The organism is Streptomyces parvus (assembly GCF_032121415.1).
GTDB classification, from domain to species: domain Bacteria; phylum Actinomycetota; class Actinomycetes; order Streptomycetales; family Streptomycetaceae; genus Streptomyces; species Streptomyces globisporus_A.
The window spans coordinates 2,563,270-2,579,396 of sequence record NZ_CP135079.1 but is presented as its reverse complement, the minus strand read 5'-3'; the positions used below and the strand labels follow the sequence as shown (position 1 = coordinate 2,579,396).

At 73.2% G+C, this 16,127-nt stretch carries 12 protein-coding genes; 10 read left to right on the top strand and 2 right to left on the bottom strand.

Annotated elements, in window-relative coordinates:
* Positions 1–334: 334 nt before the first annotated feature.
* Both RNL97_RS12435 and RNL97_RS12430 read left to right on the top strand, forming a co-directional pair.
* Positions 335–4,132 (top strand): glycosyltransferase, encoded by a 3,798-nt coding sequence (locus RNL97_RS12435; protein WP_313750700.1) that lies wholly within the window; start codon positions 335–337, stop codon positions 4,130–4,132.
* Positions 4,129–5,667, top strand: coding sequence for a DUF5719 family protein (locus RNL97_RS12430; protein ID WP_313750699.1), 1,539 nt, complete (start codon positions 4,129–4,131; stop codon positions 5,665–5,667). Before RNL97_RS12435 ends, RNL97_RS12430 begins: the two co-directional genes overlap by 4 nt.
* A gap of 61 nt (positions 5,668–5,728) precedes the next feature.
* Here RNL97_RS12430 and RNL97_RS12425 read toward each other — a convergent pair whose 3' ends face one another.
* Positions 5,729–6,157, bottom strand: a complete 429-nt coding sequence (locus RNL97_RS12425) for a metallopeptidase family protein (RefSeq protein ID WP_078652131.1) — start codon at positions 6,155–6,157, stop codon at positions 5,729–5,731.
* Between the two features lie 387 nt (positions 6,158–6,544).
* On the opposite strand from RNL97_RS12425, the gene RNL97_RS12420 reads away from it, so the two are divergent.
* From RNL97_RS12420 to RNL97_RS12385, 8 genes are all read left to right on the top strand, one after another.
* Positions 6,545–6,922 carry a DUF3499 domain-containing protein gene (locus RNL97_RS12420; RefSeq protein WP_030589341.1) on the top strand — a complete coding sequence of 126 codons (378 nt, stop codon included), beginning with the start codon at positions 6,545–6,547 and terminating at the stop codon, positions 6,920–6,922.
* A 69-nt stretch (positions 6,923–6,991) separates the two neighbouring features.
* On the top strand, positions 6,992–8,359 hold the full coding sequence (locus RNL97_RS12415) for a phosphomannomutase/phosphoglucomutase (protein WP_243314163.1): 1,368 nt from the start codon (positions 6,992–6,994) through the stop codon (positions 8,357–8,359).
* A 248-nt stretch (positions 8,360–8,607) separates the two neighbouring features.
* Complete coding sequence (locus RNL97_RS12410; protein ID WP_030589348.1) at positions 8,608–8,790, top strand: Trm112 family protein; 183 nt, start codon at positions 8,608–8,610, stop codon at positions 8,788–8,790.
* Positions 8,791–8,937: 147 nt separating this feature from the next.
* The gene (locus RNL97_RS12405; RefSeq protein WP_313750698.1) at positions 8,938–10,071 is read left to right on the top strand and encodes an SIS domain-containing protein; all 1,134 of its coding nucleotides are present in this window, start codon (positions 8,938–8,940) and stop codon (positions 10,069–10,071) included.
* 265 nt (positions 10,072–10,336) lie between these two features.
* On the top strand, positions 10,337–11,512 hold the full coding sequence (gene manA, locus RNL97_RS12400; RefSeq protein WP_030593729.1) for a mannose-6-phosphate isomerase, class I: 1,176 nt from the start codon (positions 10,337–10,339) through the stop codon (positions 11,510–11,512).
* An 88-nt stretch (positions 11,513–11,600) separates the two neighbouring features.
* On the top strand, positions 11,601–12,587 hold the full coding sequence (locus RNL97_RS12395; protein ID WP_030593732.1) for a cation diffusion facilitator family transporter: 987 nt from the start codon (positions 11,601–11,603) through the stop codon (positions 12,585–12,587).
* A 279-nt stretch (positions 12,588–12,866) separates the two neighbouring features.
* On the top strand, positions 12,867–14,324 hold the full coding sequence (gene ahcY, locus RNL97_RS12390) for an adenosylhomocysteinase (RefSeq protein ID WP_030593735.1): 1,458 nt from the start codon (positions 12,867–12,869) through the stop codon (positions 14,322–14,324).
* A 183-nt stretch (positions 14,325–14,507) separates the two neighbouring features.
* A complete protein-coding gene (locus RNL97_RS12385; RefSeq protein WP_313750697.1) occupies positions 14,508–15,170 on the top strand; it encodes a hypothetical protein in 663 nt (220 codons plus the stop codon).
* Here RNL97_RS12385 and RNL97_RS12380 read toward each other — a convergent pair.
* Positions 15,167–16,105, bottom strand: coding sequence for an RDD family protein (locus RNL97_RS12380; protein WP_243314159.1), 939 nt, complete (start codon positions 16,103–16,105; stop codon positions 15,167–15,169). The genes RNL97_RS12385 and RNL97_RS12380 overlap by 4 nt on opposite strands.
* Positions 16,106–16,127: the final 22 nt, after the last annotated feature.

Genomic DNA, 16,127 nt, shown 5'->3' with positions numbered 1-16,127 from the left:
CACCCGCCATTCGGCATCGGCTCACCTCAGCCACCGGCACCGGCTCACCTGGGACGCCGTCCCCCGGCGCCTCGCAGACCCCGAGCCCCGGACAGCCGCGCAGAGCTTTGACCATCTCCGACGGCCCGTCCACCGCCCCCTCCCCCCGGGGCCGGTGGACGGGCCGTCGGCAGCTCCGGCCCCGCCCCCTTCACCGGCTCGGACCCCCGCCACCTGTCCGTACCGTTAGTGTGGGGCCCCGTCCGAGACGCGCCAACGCCCCGCCGGGGCGCGCGTGTACACCGATGCAGCCCCCGGGGACGCCCCCGGACCCGGCCGGAGGGCCCGTACCTCGATGTCCGTGCACAGCCACTCGGCGGCGCCGATCGCGGCCGCCGCCGCCCCAGAGTTCCCCCGGCACGTCGTCACCGCCGTGCTCGTCTCCCACGACGGCGCCCGCTGGCTGCCCGACGTGCTGGCCGGGCTGCTCGGGCAGGAACGCCCCGTACAGAACGTCGTCGCCGCCGACACCGGCAGCGCCGACGACTCGGCCCGGCTGGTCACCGAGGCGCTCGGCGACGAACGCGTCCTGCACCTGGCACGCCGTACGAGCTTCGGCACGGCCGTCGACGAGGCGGCCCGCACGGCCGGTGTCCTCACCCCGGACGATCTGCCGTACCTCAAGCGCCCCAGCGGCTGGGACCCGCAGACCCGGACCTGGGTCGACGAGAACTACGACCTCCCCGAGCTGCCCCACGGCGAACCGGTCCAGTGGCTCTGGCTGCTGCACGACGACTGCGCACCCGAGCCCGACGCGCTCGCCGAGATGCTGCGCGTCGTCGACAACGACAAGCACGCCACGATCGTCGGCCCCAAGCTGCGCGGCTGGTACGACCGCAAGCAGCTCCTCGAAGTCGGCGTCTCCATCGCCAACAGCGGACGCCGCTGGACCGGCCTGGACCGCCGCGAGCAGGACCAGGGCCAGCACGACCAGGTCCGTACCGTCCTGTCCGTCTCCTCCGCCGGCATGCTCATCCGCCGCGACGTCTACGAGGAGCTCGGCGGCTTCGACCGCAGGCTCCCCCTGATGCGCGACGACGTCGACCTCTGCTGGCGCGCCCATCTCGCCGGCCACCGGGTCCTCGTCGCCCCGAACGCCGTCCTGCGGCACGCCGAGGCATCCGCCCGCGAACGCCGCCCCATCGACTGCGCCGGCCGCTCCGTCGCCAGCCCGCACCGCGTCGACAAGGCGGGCGCGGTCTACACGATGCTCGTCAACGCCCGCGGCAAGGCCCTGCCCTGGGTCCTTCTCCGGCTCGTCGTCGGCACCCTCCTGCGTACCCTCGCCTACCTCGTCGGCAAGGTGCCGGGCCAGGCCCTCGACGAGGTCACCGGACTGCTCGGCACCCTGCTGCGCCCCGGCCGCATCCTCGCCGCCCGCCGCAGCCGCGGAAAGGGCCTCGTCGACGCCGCGGAACTGCGCGCCCTGTTCCCACCGCCCGGCGCCACCGTCCGGGCCACCGTCGACCAGGTCGCGGGCAACTTCGGCGGCCGTACGGACTCCGACTCGGGCGGCTCGCGCCACGGAGCCGTCGAATCCGGCCCCGGCGGCGACGACGCCGACTTCCTCGAAGTCGACCAGTTCGCCCGCCTCAAGCGCATCGGCCGCAAGCCCGGCCCCGTCCTCTTCGCCCTGCTCCTCGTCGTCTCGCTCATCGCCTGCCGCAACCTGCTCAGCGGCGGCGCACTCGCGGGCGGTGCGCTGCTGCCCGTCCCCGCCGAGCTCGGCTCGCTCTGGGGGCGGTACGCGGACGCCTGGCACACGGTGGGCACCGGGGGCACCCAGACGGCGCCGCCCTACCTCGCCCTGCTCGCCGCCCTGTCGGCCCTCTTCCTCGGCTCGACCGGACTCGCCGTCAGCGTGCTGCTGGTCTGCTCGATCCCGCTGGCCGGGGCCACCGCCTACTTCGCCTCCCGTCCGCTGCTCCCCTCCCGCCTGCTGCGCGCCTGGGCGAGCGTCGCGTACGCCTTCCTGCCCGCCGCGACCGGCGCCCTGGCCACCGGCCGCCTGGGCACCGCCGCCCTCCTGGTCCTCCTCCCGCTGATCGCCCGCGCGGGCGTCGCCGCCCACGGGCTGCGCGCCGACAGGGCGGCCGGTGAGCGCGGCAGCTGGCGCGCCACCTGGGCGTACACGCTGCTGCTGACCGTCACCATGGCGTTCACCCCGATCGTCTGGCCGCTCGCCGTGGTCCTCGGCCTCGGCGTGCTCGTGCTGCGGCGCGGCGACATCACGGCGTACGCGCTCCGCTTCGTCGCCGCCGTCGCCACCCCGGTCCTGGTCCTCGCCCCCTGGTCGCTGAGCCTCCTGACGAACCCGTCCGCGCTTCTGACCGAGGCCGGCCTGGACACCGGTACGGGCGGGGCATCGGGCCTCGACCTGCTCGGCATCAGCCCCGGCGGCCCGGGCGCGGCGGGCGGCATCCTGCTGCTCGGCATCGTGCTGGCCGCGCTCGCCGCCCTGCTGCGCGAGGAGCGGCAGTTCGCCGTCCGCACGGCCTGGGCCGTCGCGCTCGTCGGCTTCCTCTTCGCCGCCGTCGCCAACGGATCCACCTGGGCCGGACCCGCCACCCTCGTCTACGGCACCGCCCTGATCGCCGCCGCCCTGGTCGGCGCGGACGGGGCCCGCATCCGGGTCGCCGAGCAGAGCTTCGGCTGGCGCCAGCCCGTGGCGGCCCTGATCGCGCTGGCCGCCGGACTGGCCCCGGTCCTGGCCGCGGCCGGCTGGATGATCGGCGGCGCCGACGGCCCCCTGGAGCGCCGCGACCCCGTGCAGGTCCCCGCCTTCGTCGCGGAGGAGAGCACCACCCGCGACCAGCCCCGCACCCTCATCCTGGGCGGCACCTCGCCCGACACCGTCTCGTACAGCCTGGTCCGCGGCTCGGGGGCCCGGCTCGGCGACGGCGAACTGACCGAGGCGGGCGGCAGCAACAGCCACCTCGACAAGGTCGTCGCCAACCTCGTCGCGGGCTCCGGCGCCGACCAGGGCGGCCAGCTCAGCGGCTTCGCGATCCGCTACGTCCTCGTCCGGGACGGAGCGCCGCGCGAGATGAGCCGGGTCCTCGACGCGACCCCGGGGCTCAGCCGCCTCAGCCAGCTCGACGGCAGCGCCCTGTGGCGGGTGGACCGCCAGGTCGCCCGCGTCATGATCGCTCCGGCCTCCGGCGAGGGCGACCACATCGCGGTCGGCTCGGCCGCCGTCGAGGCCCACTCCGAGATCCCGTCCGGCGAGGCGGGCCGCGTACTGCGGATCGCGGACGCCGCCGACCCGGGCTGGACGGCCACGCTGGACGGCAAGCCGCTGACCCGCAAGACCGTCGACGGCTGGGCCCAGGGCTTCGAACTGCCCGCGAACGGCGGCCGTCTGGACCTCACCCACGACGCCCCGATCACCCACACCGCGTGGATCTGGGCCCAGGTCGGGCTGCTGGTGGTCCTGGTGGTCATGGCCCTGCCGGGCCGCCGCCGGGAGATCGACGACGACCTGCCCGACGAGGCGCTCGCCGTCGCCGCCGAGCCGGTCGACGGCGAGGGCCGCCGCGCCCGCAGGCTGCGCGCCGCGGCCCAGGCGGAGGCGGCTGCGGCCGAGGAGGCCGGGAACGACGACCCGTCGCGGGCCGTGGACCCGGGGGAGTACATCCCGGCGCAGCAGTCCGCCGACCCGTACGCCGAGAACGCGCCGACGCACGACCCGCAGGAGGCCACCGGCGGCTATGCGGCGGTTCCGCAGCAGTACGACGAGTACGCGCAGTGGGACGGGCAGCAGCAGCCGACCGCCGACTACTACGCGACGTACCAGCAGCCGGACCCGTACGCCCAGCAGCAACAGCATCAGCAGGGCCGGCAGAGTGCCGACTACCAGAGCGGCTACGGAGTCCAGGACCCGTACGCCCAGCAGTACGACGACCAGGGCACGTACAACGGCCGGAGTGCCGTGTACGACGACCAGGGTGCGTACGACGAGTACGGCCGGTACATCGGCGGGCAGCCGCACCAGCAGCACCCGTACACCGAGAACGGCGAACAGACCGACCCCCCGGCCCCGGGTCAGGCCCCGTGGCAGACCGGTAACGCATCGCGAGGCGAGTCCGAGTGAAGTCCACCCACCTGTCCCTGATCGCGGGCGCCGCCGTCCTGGCCGCCGTCACCGGATTCGCCACGGTCACCGCGCCCGGCGCCCCGGCCGAGCCCGCCGCGAAGTCCGCCGCCCTGCTGCCGGTCGAGCGGGCCGGCCTGGTCTGCCCGGCGCCCAGCAACTCCGACCTCGCCGAGACGCGGTACACCGCGTTCACGCCGGCGGGCGAGGGCGGCGAAACCAAGGGCGCCGCCGAGCTGAAGCCGGCGCTGCCGGTCGTGGACGACGAGGACGAGACCGACCCGAAGAAGGTCAAGAAGGCCGAGGAAGCGGCGAAGAAGGCGAAGGAGAAGGCCGAGAAGCCGGTCCTCGCCGTGAAGGAGCCCGGAACGCCGGTCGTCGCGGAGGCGAACGGCTCCGGCGCCCCGGCCCTCGTCGGCACGGCCACCGGCAAGCTGGCCCCCGGCTGGACCGCGCAGCAGACCACCGAGGTCAGCGCGGGCGGCTCCCGCGGGCTCCTCGGGGTCACCTGCACCGCCCCCGACACGGACTTCTGGTTCCCGGGCGCGAGCACCGCCAAGTCCCGCCAGGACTACCTCCACCTCACCAACCCCGACGACACCGGCGCCGTGGCCGACATCGAGCTGTACGGCCCCGAGGGCGCGCTCAAGTCCGAGGTCGGCGACGGCATCACCGTGCCCGCCCGCTCCAGCGTCGCCGTCCTGCTGTCCACCCTCACCTCCGAGGCCGTCGACCAGCTGACCGCCCATGTCACCACCCGCTCGGGGCGGATCGGCGCGGTCGTCATGAGCGCCGACGCCAGCGCGGGCAGCGACTGGATCACCGCGTCCGAGGACCCCTCCGGCACGCTCGTGCTGCCGGGCATCCCGGCCGACGCCACCTCCGTACAGCTGGTGGCGTTCGCGCCCGGCGAGGCCGACGCGGACGTGAAGGTCCAGCTCATGGGGGAGAACGCGACGTTCTCCCCGGCCGGCAACGCCACCCTGCACATCAAGTCCTCGATGACGGCCGCCGTCGACCTCAAGGACCTCACCCGCGGCGAGCCGGGCTCCCTGCGCCTGAGTCCCGTCCGGAAGGACCGGGCGACCCCGATCGTGGCCGCGCTGCGCGTGGTCCGGGGCAAGGGCGGCCAGCAGGAGATCGCCTACATCCCCGCCACCGGTCCCGTCGGCGCCCGGGCGACCGTCCCGGACAACCGGGCCAAGGGTTCGACGCTGTCCCTGACCGCGCCGGGGGCCACGGCCAAGGTGAAGGTCACCGCGTCGGCGGGCAGCGGCGGCGGCGAACCGGCCGTCGAGACGTACACGGTCAAGGCCGGTACGACCCTCGCCGTCACCCCGAAGGCCCCGGAAGGCCTCAAGGGCTCCTACGCCCTGACCGTCGAGACGACGTCGGGCGGCCCGGTCCACGCGTCGCGCTCCCTGGCGCTCACCTCGAACGACGTCCAGATGTTCACGGTGCAGACGCTCCCCGACGACGGGGGCATGGTCGAGGTCCCGTCAGCGCGCCAGGACCTCTCGGTCCTGGACGACTGAGGGCGCCCGGCTCTGGCGCGAGCGCCCGGTCCTGCCCGTACCGGAGGACCGGGACCCCGGATCAGTCCTGCCCGTACCGGGGGTCGACCGACTCGGGGGCCAGCCCCAGCAGCTCGGCGACCTGCTCGACGACGACCTCGTGCACGAGCAGGGCGCGCTCGTCGCGGCTCTTGGTGCGGATCTCTACGGGCCGCCGGTAGACGACGATCTGCGCGGGCCGCCCCTTCGCCGCGGAGACCGCGCTGCCGAGCGGAACGACCTCCTCCGGAGTGCCGGGCACATCGAGGACGACGAAGTCGACCTCGGCCAGCTGGGGCCAGCGCCGCTCCAGCCGCTCCACCGAGTCCTGGACCAGATCACGGAAGGTCTCTCCCCGGCTGGCCGACAGCGGCACCTGCGGTGGTGCGACCGGCCCGCGCATACCGCGGCCATGACGGTCACGGCGCCGGGGCCGCGGCTCGAACGGGTGGGGGGGTACGGAACTGTCCATCACCGACGCAGCGTAACGCTCCGGGGACCGAGGCGATCGGCGGGACGACGCGGCCGGGCCGGCGTTGCGGCCCCATCGGGGACGGACGGGCGGCGGCCCCGGGAGGGGAGGCGGGCACCCCGCCTCCGGATGTCCACAGTTGAACATTTCGGCCAAGGTTGAGCCCATTTCAGGCCCGTCATCCGATCATTGACCCTGTTCCGGACGCCGCGATCCACCCCGACCGCGACCGGCGCGACCGGCCGACGATCACGAGGCCCCTGCCGCGGCGCAGGTCAGGGTAGCCGCCGGAATCATCGCTGTGCGGCAGGTCACAGGGCGACACGGTGGGGTGACCCGAGGGGGAGTCGTCGCGGCCCGCTCAAGAGTGCGGTACCGTCCAACATCGTGAGCCCTGTACGTCGCTGTTCGCGCACCGCGTGCGGCCGCCCTGCCGTCGCGACACTGACGTACGTCTATGCCGATTCGACTGCGGTCCTCGGCCCGCTCGCCACCTACGCCGAGCCCCACTGCTACGACCTGTGCGCCGAACACAGTGAGCGGCTCACCGCGCCTCGGGGCTGGGAAGTGGTGCGGCTCTCCGACGGCTCCGCACCGGCGCACCCGAGCGGCGACGACCTCGAAGCACTGGCCAACGCGGTCCGCGAGGCGGCACGCCCGCACGACCGGGGCCCGGACGACGGAGGACGGGGCCGGCGCTCGGCCGACCCGGTGGAGGTGGCCCGCCGGGGCCACCTGAGGGTGCTGCGCTCCCCGGACTCCTGAGGCTGTCTCTCAAGGCACTGCCCGGCCGGGTAGTTTGGGCGCTCCGTAAAGACCCCAGGAGGACCGGCCGTGGTTGCTGATCTGTCGCAGCTCGTGAAGGCGTACGACGTGCGCGGAGTGGTGCCCGACCAGTGGGACGAGTCGCTGGCCGAACTCTTCGGATCCGCGTTCGTCCAGGTCACGGCCGCCGACGCGATCGTGATCGGCCACGACATGCGCCCGACCTCACCCGCCCTGGCCGGGGCGTTCGCGCGCGGAGCGGCGGCGCGGGGCGCGGACGTCACGCTCATCGGCCTCTGCTCGACGGACCAGCTCTACTACGCGTCGGGGGCGCTGGACCTCCCCGGGGCGATGTTCACGGCCTCGCACAACCCGGCGCAGTACAACGGCATCAAGATGTGCCGGGCGGGCGCGGCCCCGGTCGGCCAGGACACCGGCCTGGCCGAGATCCGCACGCTGGTCGAGCAGTGGTCGGAAGGCGCCCCGAGGCCGGCCGCCGCCCCGGCCCCCGGCACGATCACGGAACGCGACACCCTCACCGACTACGCGTCCCACCTCCTCGGCCTGGTCGACCTGACCGCGATCCGTCCCTTGAAGGTCGTGGTGGACGCGGGCAACGGCATGGGCGGCCACACGGTCCCCACGGTCTTCGAGGGCCTCCCGCTCGACCTCGTACCGATGTACTTCGAGCTGGACGGCACCTTCCCCCACCACGAGGCCAACCCCCTCGACCCCAAGAACATCGTCGACCTCCAGGCCCGCGTGCTCGCCGAGGGGGCCGACCTGGGCCTCGCCTTCGACGGCGACGCGGACCGCTGCTTCGTGGTCGACGAGCGGGGCGCGGGCGTGTCGCCGTCCGCGATCACGGCCCTGGTGGCCGCCCGCGAACTGGCCCGCAACGGCGGCCAGGGCATCGTGATCCACAACCTGATCACCTCCTCGTCCGTCCCCGAGGTGGTGCGCGAGAACGGCGGCACCCCCGTCCGCACCCGGGTCGGCCACTCGTTCATCAAGGCGGAGATGGCCGAGCACGGCGCGATCTTCGGCGGCGAGCACTCGGCGCACTACTACTTCCGCGACTTCTGGAACGCCGATACGGGCATGCTCGCCGCCCTCCACGTACTCGCCGCACTCGGCGGCCAGCAGAAGCCCCTCTCCGAGCTGGTCGCGGAGTACGACCGCTACACCGGCTCCGGCGAGATCAACTCCACCGTCGCCGACCAGACCGCCAGCCTGACCGAGGTCAAGAAGGTGTACGGCACCCGCGAGGACATCACCTTCGACGACCTGGACGGCCTCACGGTGACGGCCCCCGACTGGTGGTTCAACCTCCGAGCCTCGAACACGGAACCGCTGCTGCGCCTGAACGTGGAGGCGGGGGACGAAAAGACGATGACAGCGGTACGCGACGAGGTCCTGGCCTTGATCCGGGGCTGACCCAGCCCCTCCGGGGGCCTTTCCGGCCCGGACCCGGCCTCCTTCAGCCCCTCCGGCGTTTGAGGAGCGGGGTCCGGGGCGGAGCCCCGGTTACGGGAAGGGGCGGGGCGGGGAGAAGCCCGCCGCCCGCCCCGCCCCATCCCCCGTTTCCTCCCCCGGGCCGGGCCGCGCCCCCACCACCCCGGCGGTAGGCTGACGACGCCTGATCCACGCGGATCGCAACTCGCATGCTCGAAGGGACTCACCCCATGGCGCTCGAAGCCGGCCTCCTGGAAATCCTGGCCTGCCCGGCCTGCCACTCCCCGCTCGACGACCGTTCGGCGGCCGACACCCCCGAACTGGTCTGCACGGGCGACGACTGCGGCCTGGCCTACCCGGTCCGGGACGGCATCCCGGTCCTTCTCGTCGACGAGGCCCGCCGCCCCGCCTGACCGCGAGCGACACCCGTACGGGACGGGACGGCAGCAGACCGCAGGCGGGGCGGACCGCCTCGGCGCCACACCGGGACACGCCAGCCGAGGTTGCCCCGCCCCGTACCCGCAGCCCGCACCCCACCCGGTCATCGGAGGCCCACCGCCATGCTCGACGAGTCCTTGCTCGACGCCCCGGAAGCCCTGGCCCGAGCCGACCGCCGCGATCTGCTGCGTGGCGCAGCCGAGGCCGGCGCGCGGGTCCGTACCGCCGTCCGGCACGCCGCCGAGGCGGGCATCGGCGGCCTGGCCCCCGAGGGCCGCCCCCGCGCCGTCCTCGTCGCGGGCCCCGGCACCGCCGCCTCCGGGGTCGCCGACCTGATCGGCGCGCTGGCGGGCGCGGCCGCCCCCGTCACCCGCATTCGCCCCACGGGCGTCGCCCCCGCCCCCGGCGCCCTGCGCTGGGCCCTGCCCGGCTGGGCCGGATCCGTGGACCTGCTCCTCATCGCGACCGCCGACGGCTCCGAACCGGGCCTCGCCCTGCTCGCCGAGCAGGCCTACCGCCGCGGCTGCACCGTCGTCGCCGTCGCCCCCACCCGCTCACCGCTGCGCGAGGCGGTCGACGGGGTGCACGGCCTGGTCGTCCCGATGGCGGCCGCCCCGCACGGCGAGTACGACGCGGAGGCCTCGGCCGCCGGCCCCGGCACGCTGTGGGCGCTGCTCACACCTCTGCTGGCGCTCCTGGACCGGGTCGGCCTGGTGACCGCGACCCCCGAGGACCTGCAGAAGGTGGCGGACCGCCTGGACCGCACCGCGGAACGCTGCGGTCCGGCCATCGCCACGTACAGCAACCCGGCCAAGACGCTCGCCGCCGAACTCGCCGACAGCCTGCCGCTCCTGTGGACGGAGGGCGAGGCCGCGGGCCCGGTCGGCCGCCGCTTCGCCGCCGTACTGTCCGAACTGGCGGGCCGACCCGCTCTCACCGCACAGCTCCCCGAGGCGCTGCCCTCGCACGGCACGCTCCTGGCCGGGGACTTCGCGGCCGGCGCGGACCCCGACGACTTCTTCCGCGACCGGGTGGAGGAGGGCGAGACGCTGCGGGCCCGGGTCGTCCTGCTCCGGGACCGCCCAGGAGGCCTCAGCGCCTACCCGGCGGCCAGGGAACTGGCGCTCGGCCACGACACACCGGTCAGCGAGCTGGAGCCGGAGGAGGGCGGCGAACTGGAAGCAGTCGCCGAGCTGCTCGCGATCACCGACTTCGCGGCCGTCTACCTCTCGCTGGCGTCAGCGCCCCAGCCCTGACACGGAGCACAGGAGAGGCAAGCCCCACCTGGCGAGACGCACCCCAGGCCCCTCGGCCCCAGGTATCCAAGCCCCACCTGACAAGGCGAGCTCCACCGACGCACCCCCAGACCTCCGAGCCCTCCCAGGTCCCCCGGGCCTCCCAGGCCCCACCCGTCCCTCACTCCCCGGCCACCCCACCGACGCCAGGGCCTCACGCAACACTGATACCCCTGGTGCGACACTGACCCGCCCGACCGCTCCGCCCCACCCCGAGGACGACTCCATGGACCGGCTGTCCAACACCGTGCGCCCCTACGCCTGGGGGTCCACCACGGCCATCCCCGCCCTGCTCGGCATCGCGCCCACCGGCGAACCGCAGGCCGAGATGTGGATGGGAGCCCATCCCGGAGCGCCCTCACGAATCACCCGCACCACCGCGTCCGGCGAGATCGAACTGGCCCTCACCGAGGCCATCGACGCCGACCCGGAAGGCGAGCTCGGCGCGCCGACCGTCGCCCGGTTCGGCCCCCGCCTCCCCTTCCTCCTGAAGCTCCTCGCCGCCGGCGCCCCCCTCTCCGTCCAGGTCCACCCCGACCTGGACCAGGCCCGCGAGGGTTACGCCGACGAAGAGGCCCGGGGCGTCCCGATCGACGCCCCCCACCGCACGTACAAGGACGCGAACCACAAGCCCGAACTGATCTGCGCCCTCACCCCGTTCGCCGGGCTGTGCGGTTTCCGCCCGCCCGCCGAGGCGGCGGACGCGATGGAGGCGCTGGGAGTCGACTCCCTCAAGCCGTACGTGGACCTCCTCCGCGCTCACCCCGAGGAGGCGGCCCTCCGCGAGGTGCTCACGGCGATCCTCAGCGGGGACCCGGCGGAGATGACCGAGACCGTGACGGAGGCGGCGGCCGCCGCCGAACGCCTCGGCGGCGCCCACGCCCCGTACGCCCGCATCGCCCACCACTTCCCGGGCGACCCCGGGGTCCTCGCCGCGATGCTGCTGAACTACGTACAACTCCAGCCCGGCGAAGCCCTGTTCCTCGGGGCGGGCGTCCCGCACGCCTATCTCGACGGCCTCGGCGTCGAGATCATGGCCAACTCGGACAACGTGCTGCGCTGCGGCCTGACCCCCAAGCACATCGACGTCCCCGAACTCCTGCGGATCGTCCGCTTCGAGGCCACCGAGCCCGGTGTACTGCGCCCGGAAGCGGCCCCGTCGGGCGAGGAACTCTACGAGACCCCGGTCGACGAGTTCGCCCTGTCCCGCTACACCCTCGCGTCCGGCGCGGCCCCCACCGACCTGACCGCCCCCACCCCCCAGATCCTGCTCTGCACGGCGGGCACGGTCACGGTCGGCGAAATCGCGCTCGGACCGGGGGAGTCGGCCTACGTCCCGGCCGGTGAGCGTGTCGATGCAACGGGACCGGGCACACTCTTCCGGGCCACCGTGGCGGCCTGACCCACGCGCACGTCCGGATGGCTGCAACAATGTGCCGCCTCACCGCGACGGCACGTGCCGCGCACCGACGAAGGGACACCACGCACTCATGAGCGCGTCAGGCGGAACCAAGGCGATCGTGGCGGCACTCGCCGCCAACCTCTCGATCGCCGTGGCCAAATTCGTAGCGTTCCTCTTCAGTGGGTCCTCGTCGATGCTCGCGGAGAGCGTCCACTCGCTCGCCGACTCGGGCAACCAGGGCCTGCTGCTGCTCGGCGGCAAGAGGGCCAAGCGCGAAGCGACCCCTGAACACCCCTTCGGCTACGGGCGCGAGCGCTACATCTACGCGTTCCTCGTCTCCATCGTCCTCTTCTCGGTCGGTGGCATGTTCGCCGTGTACGAGGGCTACGAGAAGATCAAGCACCCGCACGAGATCGAGGCCTGGTACTGGCCGGTCGGGGTCCTGGTCTTCGCGATCATCGCCGAGATCTTCTCCTTCCGTACGGCGATCAAGGAGTCCAACCTCACCCGCGGCAACCGCTCCTGGACCGAGTTCGTCCGCCGTTCCAAGGCCCCCGAGCTGCCGGTCGTCCTGCTGGAGGACCTCGGCGCCCTCGTCGGCCTGATCCTGGCGCTCGGCGGCGTCGGCCTCGCCCTCGCCACCGGCAACGGCGTCTGGGACGGCATCGGCACCCTCTGCATCGGCATCCTGCTGATCCTCATCGCGATCGTCCTGGCCGTCGAGACGAAGTCCCTCCTGCTCGGCGAGTCCGCCGGTATCGAGGACGTCGAGAAGATCAAGGCGGCCGTGGTGGACGGCGACACCGTCACCCGCATCATCCACATGCGCACCCTGCACCTCGGCCCCGAGGAGCTGCTGGTCGCCGCCAAGATCGCGGTCCGGCACGACGAGACCGCCGCCGAGGTCGCCGAGGCCATCAACGCCGCCGAGCACCGCATCCGCGACGCGGTCCCGATCGCCCGGGTCATCTACCTGGAGCCGGACATCTACAACGCGGAGGCCGCCGCGACCGGAACCAACCCGGGCAAGACGCTCGACGGCCCGACCGAGACCCCGAGCGATTCCGGCCACTGACCCACCGCACACCAGCCCCGATCGGCCCGGTGACCCCGCACACACGCCCCTCTCCCGAACGGGCTGGGGCCCACTGGGCCGTTCGGTGTAGATTCGGATACGGAACACAGACGTCGCTGCTGATGGCGGTCGACCGGCTGGCACCAGCGAGCCGGGCGAGGGACAGAGGGCCTCCGACGGACTGCACTGCGAATCCGCTCGGGCATTCCTGTGCCCGCCGCGCCGCAGAGTCAGCCCAGAGACAGCCCACCCTCGACCCATCACGAGGAGCAGCCCGTTATGACGACGGCCACCGACCGCCAGGACTTCAAGGTCGCCGACCTCTCCCTCGCCCCGTTCGGGCGCAAGGAGATCACGCTCGCCGAGCACGAGATGCCCGGCCTGATGTCGATCCGCAAGGAGTTCGCCGCCGCCCAGCCGCTGGCCGGCGCCCGGATCACCGGCTCGCTGCACATGACCGTGCAGACCGCCGTGCTCATCGAGACCCTCGTCGCCCTGGGCGCCGAGGTCCGCTGGGCCTCCTGCAACATCTTCTCCACCCAGGACCACGCCGCCGCCGCCATCGCGGTCGGCCCGAACGGCACCCCCGAGGCCCCCGCGGGCGTCCCGGTCTTCGCCTGGAAGGGCGAGACCCTGGAGGAGTACTGGTGGTGCACGGAGCAGGCGCTGACCTGGCCGAACACCCCCACCGGCGGCCCGAACATGATCCTGGACGACGGTGGCGACGCCACCCTCCTCGTCCACAAGGGCGTCGAGTTCGAGAAGGCCGGCGCCGCCCCGGACCCGTCGACCGCGGACAGCGAGGAGTACGCCCACATCCTCACCCTGCTGAACCGCACCCTCGGCGAGGCCCCGCAGAAGTGGACCCAGCTCGCCTCCGAGATCCGCGGTGTCACCGAGGAGACGACGACGGGCGTCCACCGCCTCTACGAGATGCACCGTGACGGCTCCCTCCTGTTCCCCGCGATCAACGTGAACGACGCGGTGACCAAGTCCAAGTTCGACAACAAGTACGGCTGCCGCCACTCCCTGATCGACGGCATCAACCGCGCCACCGACGTCCTCATCGGCGGCAAGACCGCCGTCGTCTTCGGCTACGGAGACGTGGGCAAGGGCTGCGCGGAGTCCCTCCGCGGCCAGGGCGCCCGGGTGATCATCACCGAGATCGACCCGATCTGCGCGCTGCAGGCGGCGATGGACGGCTACCAGGTCGCCACGCTGGACGATGTCGTGGAGCAGGCCGACATCTTCATCACCACGACGGGCAACAAGGACATCATCATGGCCAAGGACATGGCCCGGATGAAGCACCAGGCCATCGTCGGGAACATCGGCCACTTCGACAACGAGATCGACATGGCCGGTCTCGCCCGGATCGACGGCATCGTCAAGGACGAGGTCAAGCCCCAGGTCCACACCTGGACGTTCCCCGACGGCAAGGTCCTCATCGTCCTGTCCGAGGGCCGCCTGCTGAACCTGGGCAACGCGACCGGACACCCGTCCTTCGTGATGTCCAACAGCTTCGCGGACCAGACCCTCGCGCAGATCGAGCTGTTCACGAAGCCCGAGGAGTACCCGACCGACGTGTACGTGCTGCCCAAGCATCTGGACGAGAAGGTCGCCCGCCTCCACCTCGACGCCCTGGGCGTCAAGCTCACGACGCTGCGCCCCGAGCAGGCGGCGTACATCGGTGTCGAGGTAGAGGGCCCGTACAAGCCCGACCACTACCGCTACTGACCCACTCCCGGCGTTCGGAAGGCTGGCCTTCCGAACGCCGAGCGGCGTCACAGCATCCGGCAGCGACACCGCAGCAGGTGCGTTGCCGTCCGTAGCAGATCCGAGTGCAGGCCCCCGCACCCCCGTGCCGGGGGCCTGCTCCCGTTACCGCCCCCGCACAGCCCGAGGAACCCGAAGGACCCCATGCCCCGCGGCAGGTATTCGCTCCACGACCTTCACGATCACACCCCCCTCGGCGAAGAACACTTCCACTGCGCCCCGGGCCCCTCCGGCTGGCGCTACGTCTCCCAGACCACATCCCCCTCCGGAGACCACCTCGGCTCCGTCGACATCGCCCTGGACGAGCTGGGCCGGCCCATCCGTCTGGAACTCCATGCCGCGAGCTGGCAGGTACGAGGAGCGGCCCTGGAAGGGGTCACCTGGGTCCGGACCGATCCCACCGGCAGCCACGCCACCGAAGGCAACGTCCGTGCCCACGCCTTCGCCGGCACGTCCCCCGCATTCCTCATCGCCATGAGCCGTCTCCTGCGCCTCACCCCCGCTTCCCCCACGACCCGCGTCCGCGTGGTCACCTTCACGGACCCGGTCCTCGCGCCCAGGACCGTCGACCAGTCCTGGGCCCTGCTGAACAGTGAAGCGCACGCCACTGACAACGGCCCCCTGATCGTGGACGAATACCAGGTCAGCGCCCTGGACACCGGGGAGCAGCACACCGTCCACATCGCCGGTGACGTGGTCCTCGCAGCGCCCGGCATCGAGCTCGAACACCTGGAGACACCCCCGTCCCCACGCGCCTACGGGTCGCACCTCGACGAGCCGGACACGGACAGGCCGGACGCCGACTAGCCGGGCGGGGCGAACCCCGCCGAGGAAGCGCCCCCGCGCCGCTGCTCGTCGTGACCGGCGCGACCGTCCCCAGCCCGGGAACCTGCCCCAGCAACGGCACCTGCACCCCCACCAATCCCGCCGAGTCCACCGGCCCCAGCGGTCACGGGGGGAACGGGGGCCTGGACGTACGCCCCGGTCCGAGGCCCGGCGAACACGCGCCGCGCATCCCGGGACTGCCGCTCATGCACCACCGCGGCCAGAAACGCGGCGGCGGGAACGCCCTGCGGCGCGGCGGCCCCCGTCCGCGCGACCAGCTCACCGGCCAGCCGTTCCGCGATCGACCGCCCTACACCGGGATCCAGCTGCTGCATCCGCGTCAGGTACTGCCGTACCGCCGACCAGAGCTCGTCCGGTACGCCCGACAGATCCAGCTCCGCGAACCGGCCGACCAGCCAGGGCGGGGGAGGCGGCACGGCGACGGACCGGCCCGTCGCGGCGACGCGCTCCCGGATCACCAGCGTTCCGGCGAACACGTCACCGATCCGGCGCCCCCGTGCCGAAACCAGGGACGCGATGGAGGCCACGGCACCGAAGGTCAGGAGGATCTCGACGAGCCCCATGGCCCCACGTACCAGCGCGTGCCGGAACCGGATCGGCCCGCCGTCGTCCCGCACCACCCGCAGCCCGCAGGCCAGCTTCCCCAGTGAGCGGCCATGGCTCAAGGTCTCCACCGCGACGGGCCCACCGATCAGGACCAGCAGGAACGAGGCGACGCCGATCGCGGCGACGGCGGCCTCGTCCAGGGCGGCGGAAGCGATACCCAGCAGCACCGACACCAGGATGAAGACGGCGAACGTCACCGCCAGATCGATGGCGGAGGCCAAGGCCCTGCTCGGCAGCCGAGCAGGCCTCAAGCCCAGCACGACCGCGTCACCGGTCACCAGCTCACTCATCGGGCCCCACCCTTCGCCGACC